General features: G+C 71.0%; 15 protein-coding genes. 7 read left to right on the top strand and 8 right to left on the bottom strand.

Annotated elements, in window-relative coordinates:
- Nucleotides 1-130: 130 nt before the first annotated feature.
- The 4 genes from ACFWJ8_RS03210 to ACFWJ8_RS03195 form a co-directional block, all read right to left on the bottom strand.
- Nucleotides 131-1,492, bottom strand: a complete 1,362-nt coding sequence (locus ACFWJ8_RS03210) for an RNA polymerase sigma factor (protein WP_378808864.1) — start codon at nucleotides 1,490-1,492, stop codon at nucleotides 131-133.
- A gap of 62 nt (nucleotides 1,493-1,554) precedes the next feature.
- Entirely contained in the window at nucleotides 1,555-1,962 is a 408-nt protein-coding gene (locus ACFWJ8_RS03205) for a YciI family protein (RefSeq protein WP_378808861.1), read from the bottom strand.
- A 141-nt stretch (nucleotides 1,963-2,103) separates the two neighbouring features.
- Nucleotides 2,104-2,769 (bottom strand): GntR family transcriptional regulator, encoded by a 666-nt coding sequence (locus tag ACFWJ8_RS03200; protein WP_378808859.1) that lies wholly within the window; start codon nucleotides 2,767-2,769, stop codon nucleotides 2,104-2,106.
- A 7-nt stretch (nucleotides 2,770-2,776) separates the two neighbouring features.
- Nucleotides 2,777-3,403 (bottom strand): SGNH/GDSL hydrolase family protein, encoded by a 627-nt coding sequence (locus ACFWJ8_RS03195; RefSeq protein ID WP_378808857.1) that lies wholly within the window; start codon nucleotides 3,401-3,403, stop codon nucleotides 2,777-2,779.
- Nucleotides 3,404-3,570: 167 nt separating this feature from the next.
- On the opposite strand from ACFWJ8_RS03195, the gene ACFWJ8_RS03190 reads away from it, so the two are divergent.
- On the top strand, nucleotides 3,571-4,365 hold the full coding sequence (locus tag ACFWJ8_RS03190) for a hypothetical protein (protein WP_378808855.1): 795 nt from the start codon (nucleotides 3,571-3,573) through the stop codon (nucleotides 4,363-4,365).
- On the opposite strand, the gene ACFWJ8_RS03185 is transcribed toward ACFWJ8_RS03190, so the two are convergent.
- Nucleotides 4,355-5,371 (bottom strand): hypothetical protein, encoded by a 1,017-nt coding sequence (locus tag ACFWJ8_RS03185; RefSeq protein ID WP_378808853.1) that lies wholly within the window; start codon nucleotides 5,369-5,371, stop codon nucleotides 4,355-4,357. The two genes, ACFWJ8_RS03190 and ACFWJ8_RS03185, sit on opposite strands and share 11 nt — an antisense overlap.
- A 31-nt stretch (nucleotides 5,372-5,402) precedes the next feature.
- On the opposite strand from ACFWJ8_RS03185, the gene ACFWJ8_RS03180 reads away from it, so the two are divergent.
- The 5 genes from ACFWJ8_RS03180 (at nucleotide 5,403) to rplI (ending at nucleotide 8,436) form a co-directional block, all read left to right on the top strand.
- A complete protein-coding gene (locus ACFWJ8_RS03180) occupies nucleotides 5,403-6,602 on the top strand; it encodes an acyl-CoA dehydrogenase family protein (protein WP_378808851.1) in 1,200 nt (399 codons plus the stop codon).
- Between the two features lie 150 nt (nucleotides 6,603-6,752).
- Nucleotides 6,753-7,121, top strand: coding sequence for a 30S ribosomal protein S6 (rpsF, locus tag ACFWJ8_RS03175; protein WP_018173635.1), 369 nt, complete (start codon nucleotides 6,753-6,755; stop codon nucleotides 7,119-7,121).
- Between the two features lie 5 nt (nucleotides 7,122-7,126).
- Nucleotides 7,127-7,651, top strand: coding sequence for a single-stranded DNA-binding protein (locus tag ACFWJ8_RS03170; RefSeq protein WP_345542315.1), 525 nt, complete (start codon nucleotides 7,127-7,129; stop codon nucleotides 7,649-7,651).
- A 66-nt stretch (nucleotides 7,652-7,717) separates the two neighbouring features.
- Nucleotides 7,718-7,972 (top strand): 30S ribosomal protein S18, encoded by a 255-nt coding sequence (gene rpsR, locus ACFWJ8_RS03165; protein WP_045301896.1) that lies wholly within the window; start codon nucleotides 7,718-7,720, stop codon nucleotides 7,970-7,972.
- A gap of 11 nt (nucleotides 7,973-7,983) precedes the next feature.
- Nucleotides 7,984-8,436, top strand: coding sequence for a 50S ribosomal protein L9 (gene rplI / locus ACFWJ8_RS03160; RefSeq protein ID WP_345542316.1), 453 nt, complete (start codon nucleotides 7,984-7,986; stop codon nucleotides 8,434-8,436).
- A gap of 100 nt (nucleotides 8,437-8,536) precedes the next feature.
- On the opposite strand, the gene eis is transcribed toward rplI, so the two are convergent.
- The 3 genes from eis to ACFWJ8_RS03145 all read right to left on the bottom strand — a co-directional run bounded on the left by eis (nucleotide 8,537) and on the right by ACFWJ8_RS03145 (nucleotide 12,952).
- Complete coding sequence (eis, locus tag ACFWJ8_RS03155; RefSeq protein ID WP_378808847.1) at nucleotides 8,537-9,811, bottom strand: enhanced intracellular survival protein Eis; 1,275 nt, start codon at nucleotides 9,809-9,811, stop codon at nucleotides 8,537-8,539.
- A gap of 317 nt (nucleotides 9,812-10,128) precedes the next feature.
- On the bottom strand, nucleotides 10,129-11,766 hold the full coding sequence (locus ACFWJ8_RS03150; RefSeq protein WP_378808845.1) for an LPXTG cell wall anchor domain-containing protein: 1,638 nt from the start codon (nucleotides 11,764-11,766) through the stop codon (nucleotides 10,129-10,131).
- Nucleotides 11,767-11,899: 133 nt separating this feature from the next.
- Complete coding sequence (locus tag ACFWJ8_RS03145; protein WP_378808843.1) at nucleotides 11,900-12,952, bottom strand: hypothetical protein; 1,053 nt, start codon at nucleotides 12,950-12,952, stop codon at nucleotides 11,900-11,902.
- Between the two features lie 493 nt (nucleotides 12,953-13,445).
- Between ACFWJ8_RS03145 and dnaB the strand changes: the two genes are divergently transcribed.
- Nucleotides 13,446-14,834 carry a replicative DNA helicase gene (dnaB, locus tag ACFWJ8_RS03140; protein ID WP_378808842.1) on the top strand — a complete coding sequence of 463 codons (1,389 nt, stop codon included), beginning with the start codon at nucleotides 13,446-13,448 and terminating at the stop codon, nucleotides 14,832-14,834.
- Nucleotides 14,835-14,872 lie beyond the last annotated feature (38 nt).

The raw sequence follows: 14,872 nt of genomic DNA, 5'->3' as shown, positions 1-14,872 counted from the left end.
TCGTCCTTCATCGTGACCCGGTTGAGGATGAACGTCATGAGGTTGTCGGAGACGGCATCCAGCTCGGCCTGCTCCGTCGCCAGCTCGTAGCCCGTGGCGGCGACGAAGCCGGCCTTCTGGATCTGCATCTTCACGTCGACGGCGTCGGACTGGACGGTGACGAACACGCCCGTGCTCCCCACCGGGTGCGCGGAGGCGTCGGTCGCCGGCAGCAGCACGAGCAGCGCGGCGAACAGGGCCGCGAGGCCGAGGAGGACGGGACGGGTGAGGTGGGGGACGGCAGAGAGCACCCCGCGACGTTAGTGACCGCGGGGGAACAGCAGGAGAACTGACGGTGACGAGCGCGGATGCCGGCGTCAGGTGCGCCGCAGGCGCTCCGCCTGCCGCAGCAGGTGCTGCTGTTCGAGGGCGCTGGTTGCGCGGCGCGCAGCCTCCGCGTACTCGGCGGCGGCGGCATCCTCCTCGCCTGCCCGTTCATGCAGGTACGCGAGCGCCGCGTGATAGCGCGGCACGTCTGCGCCCACCCCGTCCAGTGCGGCCAGGCCGGCCTGCGGCCGTCGGCCTCGCCGACCGCCACCGCCCGGCCCAGCCGGATGACCGGCGAATCGCCGAACACCAGCAGCTCGTCGTACCACTCGACGATCTGCACCCAGTCGGTCTCGGCCGCGTTCGACGCATCCGCGTGCAGCGCGGCGATCGCGGCCTGCGCCTGGTACTGCCCCAGCCGATCCCGGGCGAGGGCGGACTGCAGGATGCCGACGCCCTCGGTGATCGCCGGCACGTCCCACAGCGCGCGGTCCTGCTCGCCGAGCGGCACGAGCCGCCCGTCCACGACGCGCGCCGGGCGTCTCGCGTGGTGCAGCAGCATGAGCGCGAGGAGCCCCGCGACCTCCGGCTCGTCGGTGAGCGTCGCGAGCTGCCGCGTGACTCGGATCGCCTCGGCCGCGATGTCGATCTCTCCCGAGTAGCCCTCGTTGAAGAGCAGGTAGAGCACGCGCATCACGCGCGACAGGTCGCCCGGCTGGTCCAGGGGGATGCCGACGAGCCGCTGCTTCGCGCGGGTGATGCGCTGCGCCATCGTGGCCTCGGGCACGAGGAACGCGTCCGCGATCTGCCGTGTCGTGAGGCCCGCGACCGCGCGCAGCGTGAGCGCGGTCGCCGACGTGGCGGTGAGCGTGGGGTGCGTGCAGAGGAAGTAGAGCCCGAGGGTGTCGTCGTGCTGCGGCACCGACCCCGGGTCGGGCTCCCGCGCCAGTCGCTCCTCGCGGGCCGCTCGCGCGGAGTCGCTGCGCACCTGGTCGAGGAACACCCGCCAGGCGACGGTAACCAGCCAGGCGCGGACGTCGCGCACGTCCTCGCCGGGCGGCCGCTCGACCGCGCGGAGAAGCGCGGTCTGAACGGCATCCTCGGCCGACGCGAAGTCCGCGCCGCGCCGGACGAGGATGCCGACGACCTCGGGGATCGCGCGGCGCAGTGCCGTCGCTGGGCCCACGCGCCCCGAGGCTCCGGATGACGCGTCAGCGGCATCTGGAGAGGGCGTGGGGACCACCGGTGTCATTCGACGTCGGTGGGCACCGCGCTCATCACTTCGCGCAGCTCGAGCCACTCGCCGAGCGGCTTGCCGCCGGCCCACGGCGCTGCAGACATCTCCGAGGTGAGCTCGAGCGCGCGCTCGTGAGAGTCGACCTCGAGGAGCATGAACCCTGCGATGAGATCCTTGGTCTCGGCGAACGGGCCGTCGACCACCGGCGGGCGTCCCTCACCGTCGAAGCGTACCCAGGAGCCGCCCATCGTGAGCGCCTCCGACGAGAGCAGCTCTCCCGAGTCGAAGAGCCTCCGCTCCATGTCCTGCATGTACTGCACGTGCGCGGCCCACTCCTGCGGCGTGAGTTGCTCCATCGGCGTCTCGTTCACGGCCGGCCGGCCGCCCCGGTAGTGCTTGAGCATCAGATACTTGGCCATGACAGCCTCCCGTTCCGGTGCGGCCCATTCTGGCCGCTTCGGTTAGGAGACGGAACAGACGCGGGCGTTCTCGACATCGGCGTCGAAGAAAGTGCGGAGATCCGGGATGCCGGCGGCCGCGGCATCCCGGATCCGGAGGTCCTACTCCTGCTCGTCGGGCAGCAGAGTGCCGGCGGCGTGCGCGTAGAAGAGCTGTGCGGCGCCCTCGGGGTCGCCGGCGTCGAGCGCTTCGACGAGGCTCTTGTGCCAGTCCGCGGCGACGTGCCAGTCGCCCGGATAGTCGGGGTCGGCGAGCACATGGAAGGACCGGAGGCTCGGCTCGATGATGTCCCACATGCGCGGGAGGTACACGTTGCCGCTGGCCTCGACGACCGAGCGGTGGAACGCGAAGTCGAGTTCGCGGAACGCGCCCAGGTCCTTCTCGTCGGCGGCGTCGTGCATCTTCGCGATGATGTCCTCGAGGCCGGCGCGGGTCTCGGCCGACAGCGTGCCGCACGTCAGGCGGCCGACGATCGACTCCAGTTCGGCGCGCGCCTGGCGGGCCTGCGCGACCTCTTCGTCGGTGTAGCTCGTGACGAAGCTGCCCTGGTGGCGCACGTGCGTGACGAGGCCCTCGTGCACCAGCTGCTTGAGCGCGTCGCGCACCGGCGCCTGGCTGACCTGCAGGCGGCGGGCCAGCTGCGACTCGACGAGCTGCTCGCCCGGCTCGAGCGAGCCGTCCTTGATCATCGTCTTGACGAGCTCGTAGATCTGATCCGACAGCAGGCCGCGCTTGAGTTCGGTGACGGAGCTGAGGGCATCGGTCATGGGGAACCTACTTTCCCGAGGTCTCGGCCGCCGCGCCCAGGTGGGCGGCGAGCCACGCGTCGGCGATGATCGCCGAGCCCTGCGGTGTCGGGTGCACGCCGTCGGGCACGATCGCGGCGGCGCCATGCTCGGCGGCCGCGGCGGTCACGGTGTCGTGCAGCTCGATCAGCGTCGCGTCGAACCGCTCCGCGAGGCGGCGGACGGCGTCGCGCTTGGGGTTCAGGTCGTCGAGCCACGACACCTGGTCGTCGCGCACGGGCACGAAGAACGGCTCGATGAGGAGGATGCGCTCGACGCCGGCATCCCGAGCCGCCTGCAGCAGGCCCGTGACGGTCGCCTCGAAGTCCTCGACCGACGTGGGGTCGTCGGCGTCGAAGCGGCGCCACATGTCGTTGACGCCGATGTAGACGGTCAGCACGTCGGGACCGGCGGCGAGGATGTCGTCCCACCGGGCCTCGAGGTCGACGGCGCGGTTGCCTGAGATGCCCTTGTTGACGACGGTCTCGCCGCGGTCGGCGACGGCTTCGGCGATCAGCTGGACGTAGCCGTCCCCCAGTGAGCCGAGGTCGTCGCGGTCGCGGCCGGAGTCGGTGATCGAATCGCCGGCGAAGACGAGAGTGGTCGTGCGAGGCATCCGTGCTTCCCATCGTTGGAGCGTGTTCCGTCAGCCTAATCGATAATCGCTTGCGCGGTCCCCAGTGACCCGCAGCGCCGCGGCTGTCGTGAACATATCGTCTCGCGGGCTTCCGTGGCGAGCAGCGCGCACGCGGCGACACATCGCCCCTGGAATACTGACTGCAAGTGGAAGCCCTGCTGCTCAAACTGCTGCTCGCCCCGGCTCTCGTGGTCGGCTCCACCCTGGCGGGCCGCCGTTGGGGTCCCCGCGTCTCGGGCCTCCTGATCGGGCAGCCGGTCGTCGCCGGACCCATCCTCTTCATCGTCTTCGTGCAGCACGGAGCGACCTTCACGAGCGGCGCCGCGACGGCATCGCTCACGGGCGTCGCCGCATTGGCGACCTTCGCATTCGTCTACGCCTGGGTCGCGCGGCGCCTGCCGTGGGCTCTGACCCTCCTCGTCGGCTGGCTCGTGGTGCTCGGGGTGGATGCCGCCACCGCCGGAGCCTCGTTCACCCCGCTCGCGGCGGTCGGCGTGGCGCTGGCGGCGATCGCGATCGCCCGCGCACTGCTGCCGCCGGCGGACGGAGACCTCGGGATGCCGGCGCCTCCGCCCCGCTGGGATCTCGCGGCCCGCGCGGTCGCGACCGGCGCGCTCGTGCTCGCCGTGACATCGGCCGCGGGCGCCCTCGGACCGTACTGGACCGGCATCCTCGCCCCGTTCCCCATCGGTGTGAGCATCATCGCCGCCTTCGTGCACGCGCAGTCCGGCGCCGCGCACGTGCGCGCGACCGTGGCCGGCGCGCTGACCGGCATGGTGGGCCTTGCGACGTTCTGCGTCGTCGTGGCGCTGGCGGTCGTGCCGTGGGGCTGGCCCGCGTTCGTCGCCGGGGTCGCCGGCGCGGTCGCAGCGCAGCTGGCGGCGACGCAGGTGGTGGGGCTCGTCGCCGCCCGCCGGCGGACCGCCCGCGTCAGCGGTTGAGGTCGTCGGCGTCCCACGTCAGCGCCGTGTCCTCGCGGATCGGCAGCGCCTCCAGCGCAGGATGCGTGCACACGGCCCGCACGAACTCGTTCGACCCGGCCACGATCGTCGAGTCCCAGTCCACCTCGGTCGCGATCGCGAGGGCGTGGTCTGCGGGCCAGATCCAGCTCGGGGATGCCGTCCACTCCGGCGTGCGGTCCGCCCACGGCACGCGCGCCGCCCACTCCGGCGTCGCCAGCTCGTCGAGCCGCGCACGGAACAGCACGTGATCGCGCCCCGGCAGCTCGAGGCGCGGCCCTCGCGAGACCTCGTCCGCGAGCAGCCCCGGCTGCCACGTCGGCTTGCGGAACACGTTGTTGAACGGGTCGCCGATGCTCTGCCCGAGCATGCGCCGGTGGTGATCGGCGAGAGCGGCCTGCTCCTCCGCCTCGCGCATCGCGGCGCCCGAGCCGGGCTCGGGCGCTTCGCCGTCCTCGAAGGAGGAGCGGTACCAGAGGGCGGTGGAGGCCGAGGCGGTGCCCATGAACCCGACGATGCCTCCCCACCCCTCCCACACCGCGACGTACGCGTCGTCGGCGGTCGTCGTGTGCGCGGCCGCCAGGGCGGCGAGCACGGCGACCGACTCGGGGTCGAGGCATCCCTCCTGCGGCTCGGAGTACCGCCAGCCGCCATCGTCGATCGGCTCGGTGCCGCGCGCGTCGCGGTCGCCGCGCACCAGCCGGTGCCACTGCGCGCCGGCATGCATGGTGGTGCCGAAGGCGATCGCGGCGTCGGCCCAGCGGACGCGTTCGACGTCGACGCCTCCGTTCGCGACGTCGTCCCACTCACGAGGGTCGCGCCCTGTCGGCCACGACCGCCCGACCGGCCGCTCACGCGTCACGGGGTGGAACACCCGTGCGTAGGCCGCGAACCCGCGGGGCACGATGTCGTGCATCGTCCCGCGCCACGGCACGTCGATGCCCTCGCGCAGCCAGTCGCCTGCCGCGGTGTCGCCGGTCCACTCCATGCGCACACGCTACCCGGGCAGAATCGGTGCCATGACCGATGTCACGCGTGACCCCGACGACCTCACCGCGCTGCGGGCGGCATCCGACGTCCTCGGCATCGACACCTTGCTGACGCCGGCCGAACGCGAGACCCGCGACGGCGTGCGGGCGTACGTCGACGCCGAGATCCGCCCGAACATCGCGGAGTGGTTCGACCGCGGCGTCTTCCCTGCAGAGCTCGCCCCCGCTCTGGGACGCCTCGGTGTGCTCGGCATGACCCTGGAGGGCTATGGATGCCGCCACGCCGGTGCCGTCGAGTACGGTCTGGCCGCGCTGGAGCTCGAGGCCGGCGACTCGGGCATCCGCACGTTCGTGTCGGTGCAGGGCTCGCTCGCGATGGGCTCGATCCATCGATGGGGCTCGGACGAGCAGAAGCAGGAGTGGCTGCCACGCATGGCGGCGGGCGAGGTCATCGGCAGCTTCGCCCTCACGGAGCCCGGCGCCGGCTCCGACCCTGCGAGCATGACGACGTACGCGCGACGCGACGGGGCGGACTGGATCATCGAGGGCGCCAAGCGCTGGATCGGGCTCGCGTCGATCGCGCAGGTGGCGGTGGTGTGGGCGCAGACCGACGAAGGCGTTCGCGGCTTCCTCGTTCCGACCGACGCGTCGGGGCTCGACATCGCCGTACTCGAGCCGAAGGGCTCGATGCGGGCGTCGGTGCAGACGCACCTCACCTTCGACGGGGTGCGGGTGCCGGCATCCGCTCTCCTTCCCGGGGCGCGCGGGCTGCGTGGACCCTTCTCGGCGTTGAACGAGGCGCGCTACGGCATCGTGTGGGGCGCGCTCGGCGCGGCGCGCGACAGCTACGAGGCGGCGCTCCGGCACGCGCTGAGACGCGAGCAGTTCGGCCGGCCGATCGCGGGGTTCCAGCTGACGCAGCGCAAGCTGGTCGACATGGTCGTCGAACTGCAGAAGGGCGCGCTGCTCGCGCTGCAGCTCGGGCGCGCGAAGGATGCCGGCACCCTCACCCCCGCGATGGTCTCGCTCGGCAAGCTCAACAACGTCCGCGAGGCCATCGCGATCGCCCGCGAGGCGCGCACGATCCTCGGCGGCGAGGGCGTGCTGCTGGAGAACCCGCCGATCCGCCACGCCGCGAACCTGGAGTCGGTGCGCACCTACGAGGGCACTGACGAGGTGCACACCCTGATCCTCGGCCAGCACCTCACGGGGCTGAGCGCGTTCCGCTGACGGCTCGATTGGGCGGTGGTTGCCGCATCCGGTACCATAGGAGGGTTGTCCGTGTGAGTGCGCGCCTGCGTGCCCGCGGATGACGTGCAACACACCCTCCTGCTGCCGGGAAATGCCCGACAGCCGTTCTAGTCCGAAGGAGGTGGGTTAGTGACGCACCAGTACGAGCTCATGGTCATCCTGAACCCCGAGATCGACGAGCGCCAGGTCGGCGCCAACCTCGACAAGTTCCTGAAGGTCATCACGACCGACGGCGGCACCATCGAGAACATCGACATCTGGGGCAAGCGCCGTCTTGCTTACGAGATCCAGAAGAAGAACGAGGGCATCTACGCCGTCGTCAACTTCACGGCTACCGCCGAGACCACGCAGGAGCTTGACCGCCAGCTGAACCTCAGCGAGCAGATCATGCGCACCAAGGTCCTCCGCGCCGAAGAGGCGATCGCCATGATCGCGTCCGAGAAGCAGCGCGCCGACGAGCGTGCCGCCCGCAAGACCGCCAAGGCTGCGAAGGCGTAAGGCAGATGGCCGGCGAGACGATCATCACCGTCGTGGGCAACCTCACGGCTGATCCCGAGCTGCGTTACACGCAGAACGGTCTCCCCGTCGCGAACTTCACGATCGCGTCGACGCCCCGCAACTTCGACCGTCAGAGCAACGAGTGGAAGGACGGCGAAGCGCTGTTCCTCCGCGCGTCGGTGTGGCGCGAGTTCGCTGAGCACGTGGCCGGCTCGCTGACCAAGGGCATGCGGGTCATCGCGACCGGCCGCCTCAAGCAGCGCAGCTACCAGGACCGCGAGGGCAACAACCGCACCGCGATCGAGCTCGAGGTCGATGAGATCGGCCCGTCGCTGCGCTACGCGACCGCTTCGGTCACCCGCGCAGCGGGCGGTTCCGGCGGTGGCGGAGGCAGCTTCGGCGGCGGCGGTCAGTCGCGTCCGGCACAGGTCGCCGACGAGCCGTGGTCGACGCCCGGCTCCTCGAACGGCGCGCCTGCCGGCGACGCGTGGGCGGCTCCGGGCGCCTACGGCGACGACACCCCGTTCTGATCTCAGAAACAGATTCCGGATGCCTCGTGACGAGGCATCCGATCAGCAAAACGTAAAGGAAACACCATGGCTGGAAAGGCAACCGGCGATCGCCGGAAGCCGCGGAAGGGCGCGAAGAACGCCGCCCCCGCGAAGGCGATCCGTGTCGGTCTCATCGACTACAAGGACGTCGCCACCCTCCGCAAGTTCATCTCGGAGCGCGGGAAGATCCGCGCCCGTCGTATCACCGGTGTCTCGGTGCAGGAGCAGCGTCTGATCGCCAAGGCGATCAAGAACGCGCGCGAAATGGCGCTCCTGCCTTACGCCGGCGCTGGCCGCTAAGGAGTACCCACATGGCAAAGCTCATTCTCACGAACGAGGTCGCCGGGCTCGGTAGCGCCGGTGACGTGGTCGAGGTCAAGAACGGGTACGCCCGCAACTACCTCATCCCCCAGGGCTTCGCGGTCGCGTGGACCCGCGGTGGCGAGAAGCAGGTGGCGTCGATCCGCGCCGCCCGCGAGGCGCGCGCGATCCACGACCACGAAGAGGCTGTGGCGCTGAAGAACAACCTCGAGTCGAACAAGGTCCGCCTGGCTGTCAAGGCCGGCGCCGAGGGCCGTCTGTTCGGTGCGGTCAAGACGGTCGACGTGGCTGACGCGGTCAAGGCCGCCGGTCTCGGTGACCTCGACAAGCGCAAGATCCACATCACCTCCCCGATCAAGTCGGTGGGCGAGCACGAGGCGACCATTCGCCTGCGTGACGACCTCACCGCCGTGATCACCCTGCAGGTGGTCGCCGCCAAGTAAGGCGGAAGGCTCACCGGTCGGTGAGCCTGTCGAATCACGGATGCCGCAGACCCTCGGGTCTGCGGCATCCGTCGTTCCCGGGCCCCAGCCCGTCGAAGGGTCAGAAGATCCAGTTCGCGGCCGCGGCGACCGGCCACGACCAGGCCGCGGTCGCCGCGCGCAGCGCCTCCGGCGTGCGGGCCTGGATGAGGCCTGCCTGGGCGAGCGACGAGAGCGACACCGAGCCGAGGTGGGCGGCGCTCAGCTCTCGGATGTCGAGCACGAGGTCGGGTTCGTCGTCGGATGCCGTCACGTCGGCGTACCCCCACGCCGCCGCGCGCACGCGCCACCGCCCCGCGTTGGCGGGCAGCATCGCGTCGGCGACCTCGAGCACCACGTCGACCTCGCCCGCGTACGCGCGCTGCGAGAGGGCCGCGGGCAGGTCGAGGATGCGGAGCCAGCTGTTGTCCTGATAGTCGGGCACCGCACCGCGGACGTCGACCAGGAGCGACACGATCGGGTCGTCGACGGGCAGGTTGGCGATCTGCACCTTCGAGGTCAGGTCGAGATCGAGCAGGACCGACCACATGCGATGCGCCGCCGCCGCCGTGAGCGCGACGGCCTCGCGCACGTGCACGGTGCCTTCGGCGCCGCCGCGCAACCATTCGCTCGACCGGCGGAAGGTGGCATAGGCGACGGCCGTGCCGGTCTCGTCACGCACCAGCAGCACGCGCAGGGCCTCCCTGCCGCCGCGGCGCGACGGGGCGTCGGTGTCGCGCGACTCGCGCTGGCCCGGCGTCTCGCGCGTCGCCCATCCCGGCCGGCCGAGGCCCATCGGCAGCCGCGCGTAATCACGGTGGATCCCGGCGACGAGGTCGCCGTGGGCCGCGGCATCCCACACCTCCAGTGCGACGTCGAGATCGGCGGCCCCTGCCACCGGGCGCAGGGCCGCGCCGCGCGGGATCGTGAGGCTCACCTGGGCCGAGGCCATGCCGTACCCGAAGCGCCCGTAGATCGGGGTCTCGGCGGCCATGAGGCCCGAGATCGCCTCGCCGTGCGCGAGGCAGTCGGCGAAGTGGTGCTCGATCATGCCGCGAAGGATGCCGCGCCGCCGGTGTGCGGGATGCACGCCGACCCACGTCAGCCAGCCGCACGACACCTCGGCTCCGGGGACGGGGTACGCCCGCAGCGGGTAGGCGCCGTGGAAGCCCGCGAGCAGGTCGTCGTCGCCGCTGCGGATCACGCCGTACGTGCGGTCCCAGCTGAGCGGGCTGGGCAGCTCTCGCAGCGCCTCGATGGTCTCACCGCTCGGGAAGGCCCACAGGTCGAGGGCGAGGACGTCATCGTGACGGTCGGCGGGGATCGGGATGAGGCGGTAGGGCTCGGGGAACGGCATCCCTCCACTCTGGCGACCGTGCGGCGGCGTCGCAATGCCGGCAGCAGGATGCCCGCACATGCGTGAGCGGATGCCGCGAGCCCCCCGGGTCGCGGCATCCGCTCTCTGCATCTCGGGCCGTGGCGTCCGGTCCAGGCAGTGACGGACGGGCACGGAGCGAGACAGGTGGCACCCCCGGCCGCGGCCGGATCCAGGCAAGAGCCCGGTCACGACCGGGGGTGGTCCAGTGGCGGGAGGACCGCTGGGGACGGTCCTCCCGCCTGCTCACGCGCGTCGGGGCGAGGGGCGTCTGGGGAACGTCGACTTGCCCCGCCGGGTCACGCGGAGCGGCGCCGCGACGTGCGCGCGATCGCGCCCGCCGCCAGGAGCAGAAGTCCCAGCAGCAGGAACGGGAACGCGTCCGCCCCTCCTGTCGCAGCGAGTGTGGTGGCCGTGCCGGCGTCCGCCGTGGATCCCGTGGCGTGCGTGCCGCCGTTCGAGCCGTTGCCGCCGTTGTCACCGTTCGAGCCGCTGTCACCGGGGTCGGTGGGGTTCGTCGGGTCCGTCGGGTCGGTCGGGTCGGTCGGGTCCGTCGGGTCCGTCGGGTCGGTCGGGTCGGTCGGGTCCGTGGGATCCGTGGGGTCGGTCGGGTCCGTGGGATCCGTGGGGTCGGTCGGGTCCGTGTCGCCGAGCACATCAGTGAGCAGGTCATCGACGAGACCGGTGTTGTCGACGGCGTCGGTCAGGTTGTCGCCGGCGTGCTGCACGGTGTCGGTCACGGCACCCACGACGTCGCCACCGCTCAGCAGCTCGTCGACGATGCTGCCGGCATCGCCGACCGCGTCGTTCACAAGGCCGTCCATGACCTGGTCGGCGGTGTTGGCCGTCGCGTTCGTCACCGTGGTGCCGACGTCGGAACCGAGGTCGGACACCGTCGAGCCGAGGTCTTCGACCACGCCGTCCACGTCGCCGTCGAGCAGGTCGTCGATCGTGTTGTCGAGATTGTCGACGGCGTTGCCGACGAGCCCGCCCTCGACCAGGATGCCGTCGCCCACGACGTCGTTCAGGCCGGAGTCCTCACCGAGCAGGCCGTCGAGCAGGCCGCTTCCGGCAGTCGTGCCGGTGAGCCCGTCGAGCAGGTCGCCGACGGCGTCGGTCGCCGGCTCGAGCGCGCCGTCCTCGCCCAGGATCGGGTCGAGCACGCTGTCGCCGACGAGGCCGTCCACCAGGCCGTCGTCCTCGGTGAGGCCGGTCAGCAGGCCGTCGGCGTCATCCACCGGCGTGGCCGGGGTCGACGTCGGGCCGCCTTCGAGCGTCTGCTCCAGGGCGTCCTCCGCGAGGCCGGTCGTGTCGGTGGCATCCGCCGTGTTGTCGCCCAGGTCCTGCACGAGCGTGCCGAGGCCGGCGGCCGGGTCATCGCCGTTCAGGATGCCGACCACTTCGGTGATCGCGTCGGCCAGCACACCGTCGACGACCTGGTCATCGGTGTTGGCGGCGGCGGTCGTCACCGTCTGCCCGACATCCGCACCCAGGTCTTCGACCGTGGTGCCGAGGTCGGTGACGGCGGCCTCGACGTCACCGGCGGCGACGTCGTTCAGCACGGCGTCGCCGTTCGAGGCCAGGTTGCCGACCGTGCCGCCCTCGACGAGGGCGCCGTCGCCGACGACGTCGTTCGCCGCGCTGTCGTCGCCCGTGAGCGCCTCGGTGACCACGGTGCCCGCGGTCGTGCCCGTGACACCATCGACCACCGCGGCGACCGCGTCGGTCACGGGTGCCGCGGCACCGTCGTCGCCGAGGAGCGGGTCGACGATGCCGTCCCCGACGATCGAGTCGACGAGTCCGTTGTCGGCGACCGCCGACGACAGCACGTCCGGATCGATGGGAGTCTCGGCCGCGTTCGCGACCGTCGCGCCGAACAGCGTGATGCCGCCGGCGATGAGCGTGCCCAAGAGGGCGCGCTTGTAGAAAGTGCGCATGATGTTCCCCTTCATGGATTGATCGGTTCGCAGCGCGAGAGAAGACGCTCAGCGCTGCCTGGCACGCGTCGGCGTGCCGGAGCTGTGCCGTCAGGGCCGGCTCAGGTGAGCACGGGCGACGGCCGCGAGCCGATCAGTCGGGGGAGACGTCGGTGGATGCCACGGGCGCCGGAGGCGCGAGTTCGTCCTCGGGTCCTGCTCGACGCACCCAGGCACGGTCTGCATCGAGAGGATCGAGGGCGACGAACGCCCAGGCGCCGGGACCCGCACCGCCGGGTCCCGCAGAAGAAGACGCGGGGAGGCAGAGTCCGCCCCCGCTGCTCGTCGCCCCGCCCGTGCCCAGCGCGATGGCGGAGGAGGAGATGACAGCCTCGGGCGCCCCGGAATCCGCAGCACTGGCCGCGCTCCAGGTGCCACGGGCGACCACCGCCGACGACTGCGTCACGGCGGCGGCATCCGTCGGCCCGACGAGGACGGTGTCGACGACATCGACGTCCGCGGCGGGCTGATCGGAGGAATCGGAGGGCCCCGGAAGGCCGGGAACGTCGGGGAGGCCGGGAAGAGCAGGAAGCTCGATGCCGGTGCCGGGAAGGCCGGTCGACGGCTGGCCGATGGTGGAGCCCGTCTCGTCGACCGCATCGACCACACCGCCCACGACGCCGCCGAGCGTGTCATCGACCGTTCCGCCGAGATCGTTCACGGCGTCGTCGAGGCCGACTGCTGAGACGATGCCGCCGACCACGGGCACCTGCGTCACGATGTCGACGACGGGCTCCGTGATGCCGCTGACGACTCCCCCTGAGACCACCTGGGTGACGGGTGCCGTGACGGTGGTGACGGTGTTCGTCACGACGGCGCCGACGGACTGGACGACCTCGCCGACCGGCTGCTGGACTGGCGCCGGCGCGACGGCGACCACCGTGTTGACGGCGCCGGTGACAGCGGTCGTGGTGGCCGAGACGGTGCTGGTGACGGTGTCCGTGAGCGTCGAGGCGGTCGCGTCGACCGCCGAGGTCACGGCGCCGAGGGCACCCCCGAGCAGTCCGCCGTGGTCGTCGTCGTCAGCGTGCGCCTGTCCGAGCCCGAGGCCCAGGACGAGCGAGACGACGATCCAGGCGAACGCGGCGCCGGTCCCGATCAGGCCCAGCCGCACGATCCTCGGCAGCTGCGAGGTTGTGATCTCCACGTTCACCTCCCACGACGAATAAGCCGCACTCCCGGATTCGGATCGTGGAACGGCCGAACGGATCGTGCGTGAGGGTGCCTGGAGCTCCGAGGCTAGCGCGAGGTCCGTAGCCGTGTCCAGAGGCTCTTCCGTCGCGTACCGCTGTGACCCTTTCGCGCGCGGGGAGAATCCTGTGTCCCCGGAATTGTGCACAGGCCACGGCGTCACGCCAAACCTTCAACCTTGGGTTCAACCACGAATCCCTCCACAGGGTGTGGAATCGTGGATGCCTGATCAGAGGCACTTTCGGCGATATATCCCCCAGATACTCCGGTAGTTCTCCACAGAGTTTCTTCACAGGTGTCACGGCGTTTCTCTCAGGCTTTCCACACAGTTATCCACAGGGCGTGTTGCGAGTGTCGGAGGCCGTCCATAGCGTGGTCAACGGCCACCCGGGGGTGCATGCATACGCGCGCGTCCGGACGATGCAGCGAGCGAAAGGGGCGCCCCGCCTATGTCGATCGCCGACATCTCCGAAGAGCGCATGGGAGGCCCCCGAGAGGGCGGCCGCGGCGAGTACGAGCGCACTCCCCCGCACGACCTCCTCGCCGAGCAGAGCGCGCTCGGCGGAATGCTGCTCTCGAAGGATGCCGTCGCCGACGTCATCGAGACACTCCGCGGGACCGACTTCTACATCCCGAAGCACGAGCTGATCTTCGAGGCGATCCTCACCCTCTACTCGCACGGCGAGCCGACCGACGTCGTCGCCGTCACCGACGAGCTCATCAAGACCGGCGACCTGCAGCGGGCCGGCGGCGCGGACTACCTGCACACGCTCACCTCGATCGTCCCGACCGCGGCCAACGCCGGCTACTACGCGTCCATCGTGTCGGAGCGCGCGCTCCTGCGCCGTCTCGTCGAGGCCGGCACGCGCATCGTGCAGATGGGGTACTCGGGCCAGGGTGAGGCGCTCGACCTCGTCAACAACGCCCAGGCCGAGATCTACTCCGTCACGGGTGCCGAGCAGGCCGAGGACTACGTGCCGCTGACGATCGCGGTGGATGCCGCGGTCGAAGAGATCGAGGCCGCTCGTGGCCGCGACGGTCAGATGACCGGCATCCCGACCGGCTTCTCGGGTCTTGACCAGCTCACCAACGGTCTGCACCCCGGGCAGATGATCATCATCGCGGCGCGACCCGCGATGGGTAAGTCGACGCTCGCGCTCGACTTCGCCCGCTCGGCGGCGGTCAAACACGACATGCCCACGATCTTCTTCTCGCTCGAGATGGGGCGCAGCGAGATCGCGATGCGCCTTCTGAGTGCCGAGGGCGCGATCCCGCTGCAGTCCATGCGCAAGGGCACGCTCGACTCGCGAGACTGGACCACGGTCGCGGCGACGCGCGGCCGCATCAACGACGCGCCGCTGTACATCGACGACAGCCCCAACATGACGCTCGTCGAGATCCGCGCCAAGTGCCGGCGCCTCAAGCAGCGTGCCGGTCTCAAGCTCGTGGTGATCGACTACCTGCAGCTCATGACCTCGGGCAAGCGCGTCGAGTCACGACAGCAGGAGGTCTCGGAGTTCTCGCGTGCCCTGAAGCTCCTGGCGAAGGAGCTCCAGGTGCCGGTCATCGCGCTCTCGCAGCTGAACCGTGGTGCCGAGCAGCGCGCCGACAAGAAGCCCGCGCTGTCGGATCTGCGTGAGTCGGGCTCGATCGAGCAGGACGCCGACATGGTGGTGCTGCTGCACCGCGAGGCCGCTTACGAGAAGGACTCCCCCCGCGCCGGCGAGGCCGACCTCATCGTCGCCAAGCACCGCAACGGTCCGACCGACACCATCACGGTCGCGTTCCAGGGTCACTTCTCGCGCTTCACCGACATGGCGCCGGGCGACTTCGGGTAGTCGCTGGATCCCGCCGAGCTCAGGCGCAGGCCTCACGG

Source organism: Microbacterium sp. NPDC058389 (assembly GCF_042722305.1).
GTDB lineage: Bacteria > Actinomycetota > Actinomycetes > Actinomycetales > Microbacteriaceae > Microbacterium.
Note: the sequence above shows the minus strand (reverse complement) of the source record. Positions and strands in the feature narration are given on the sequence as shown.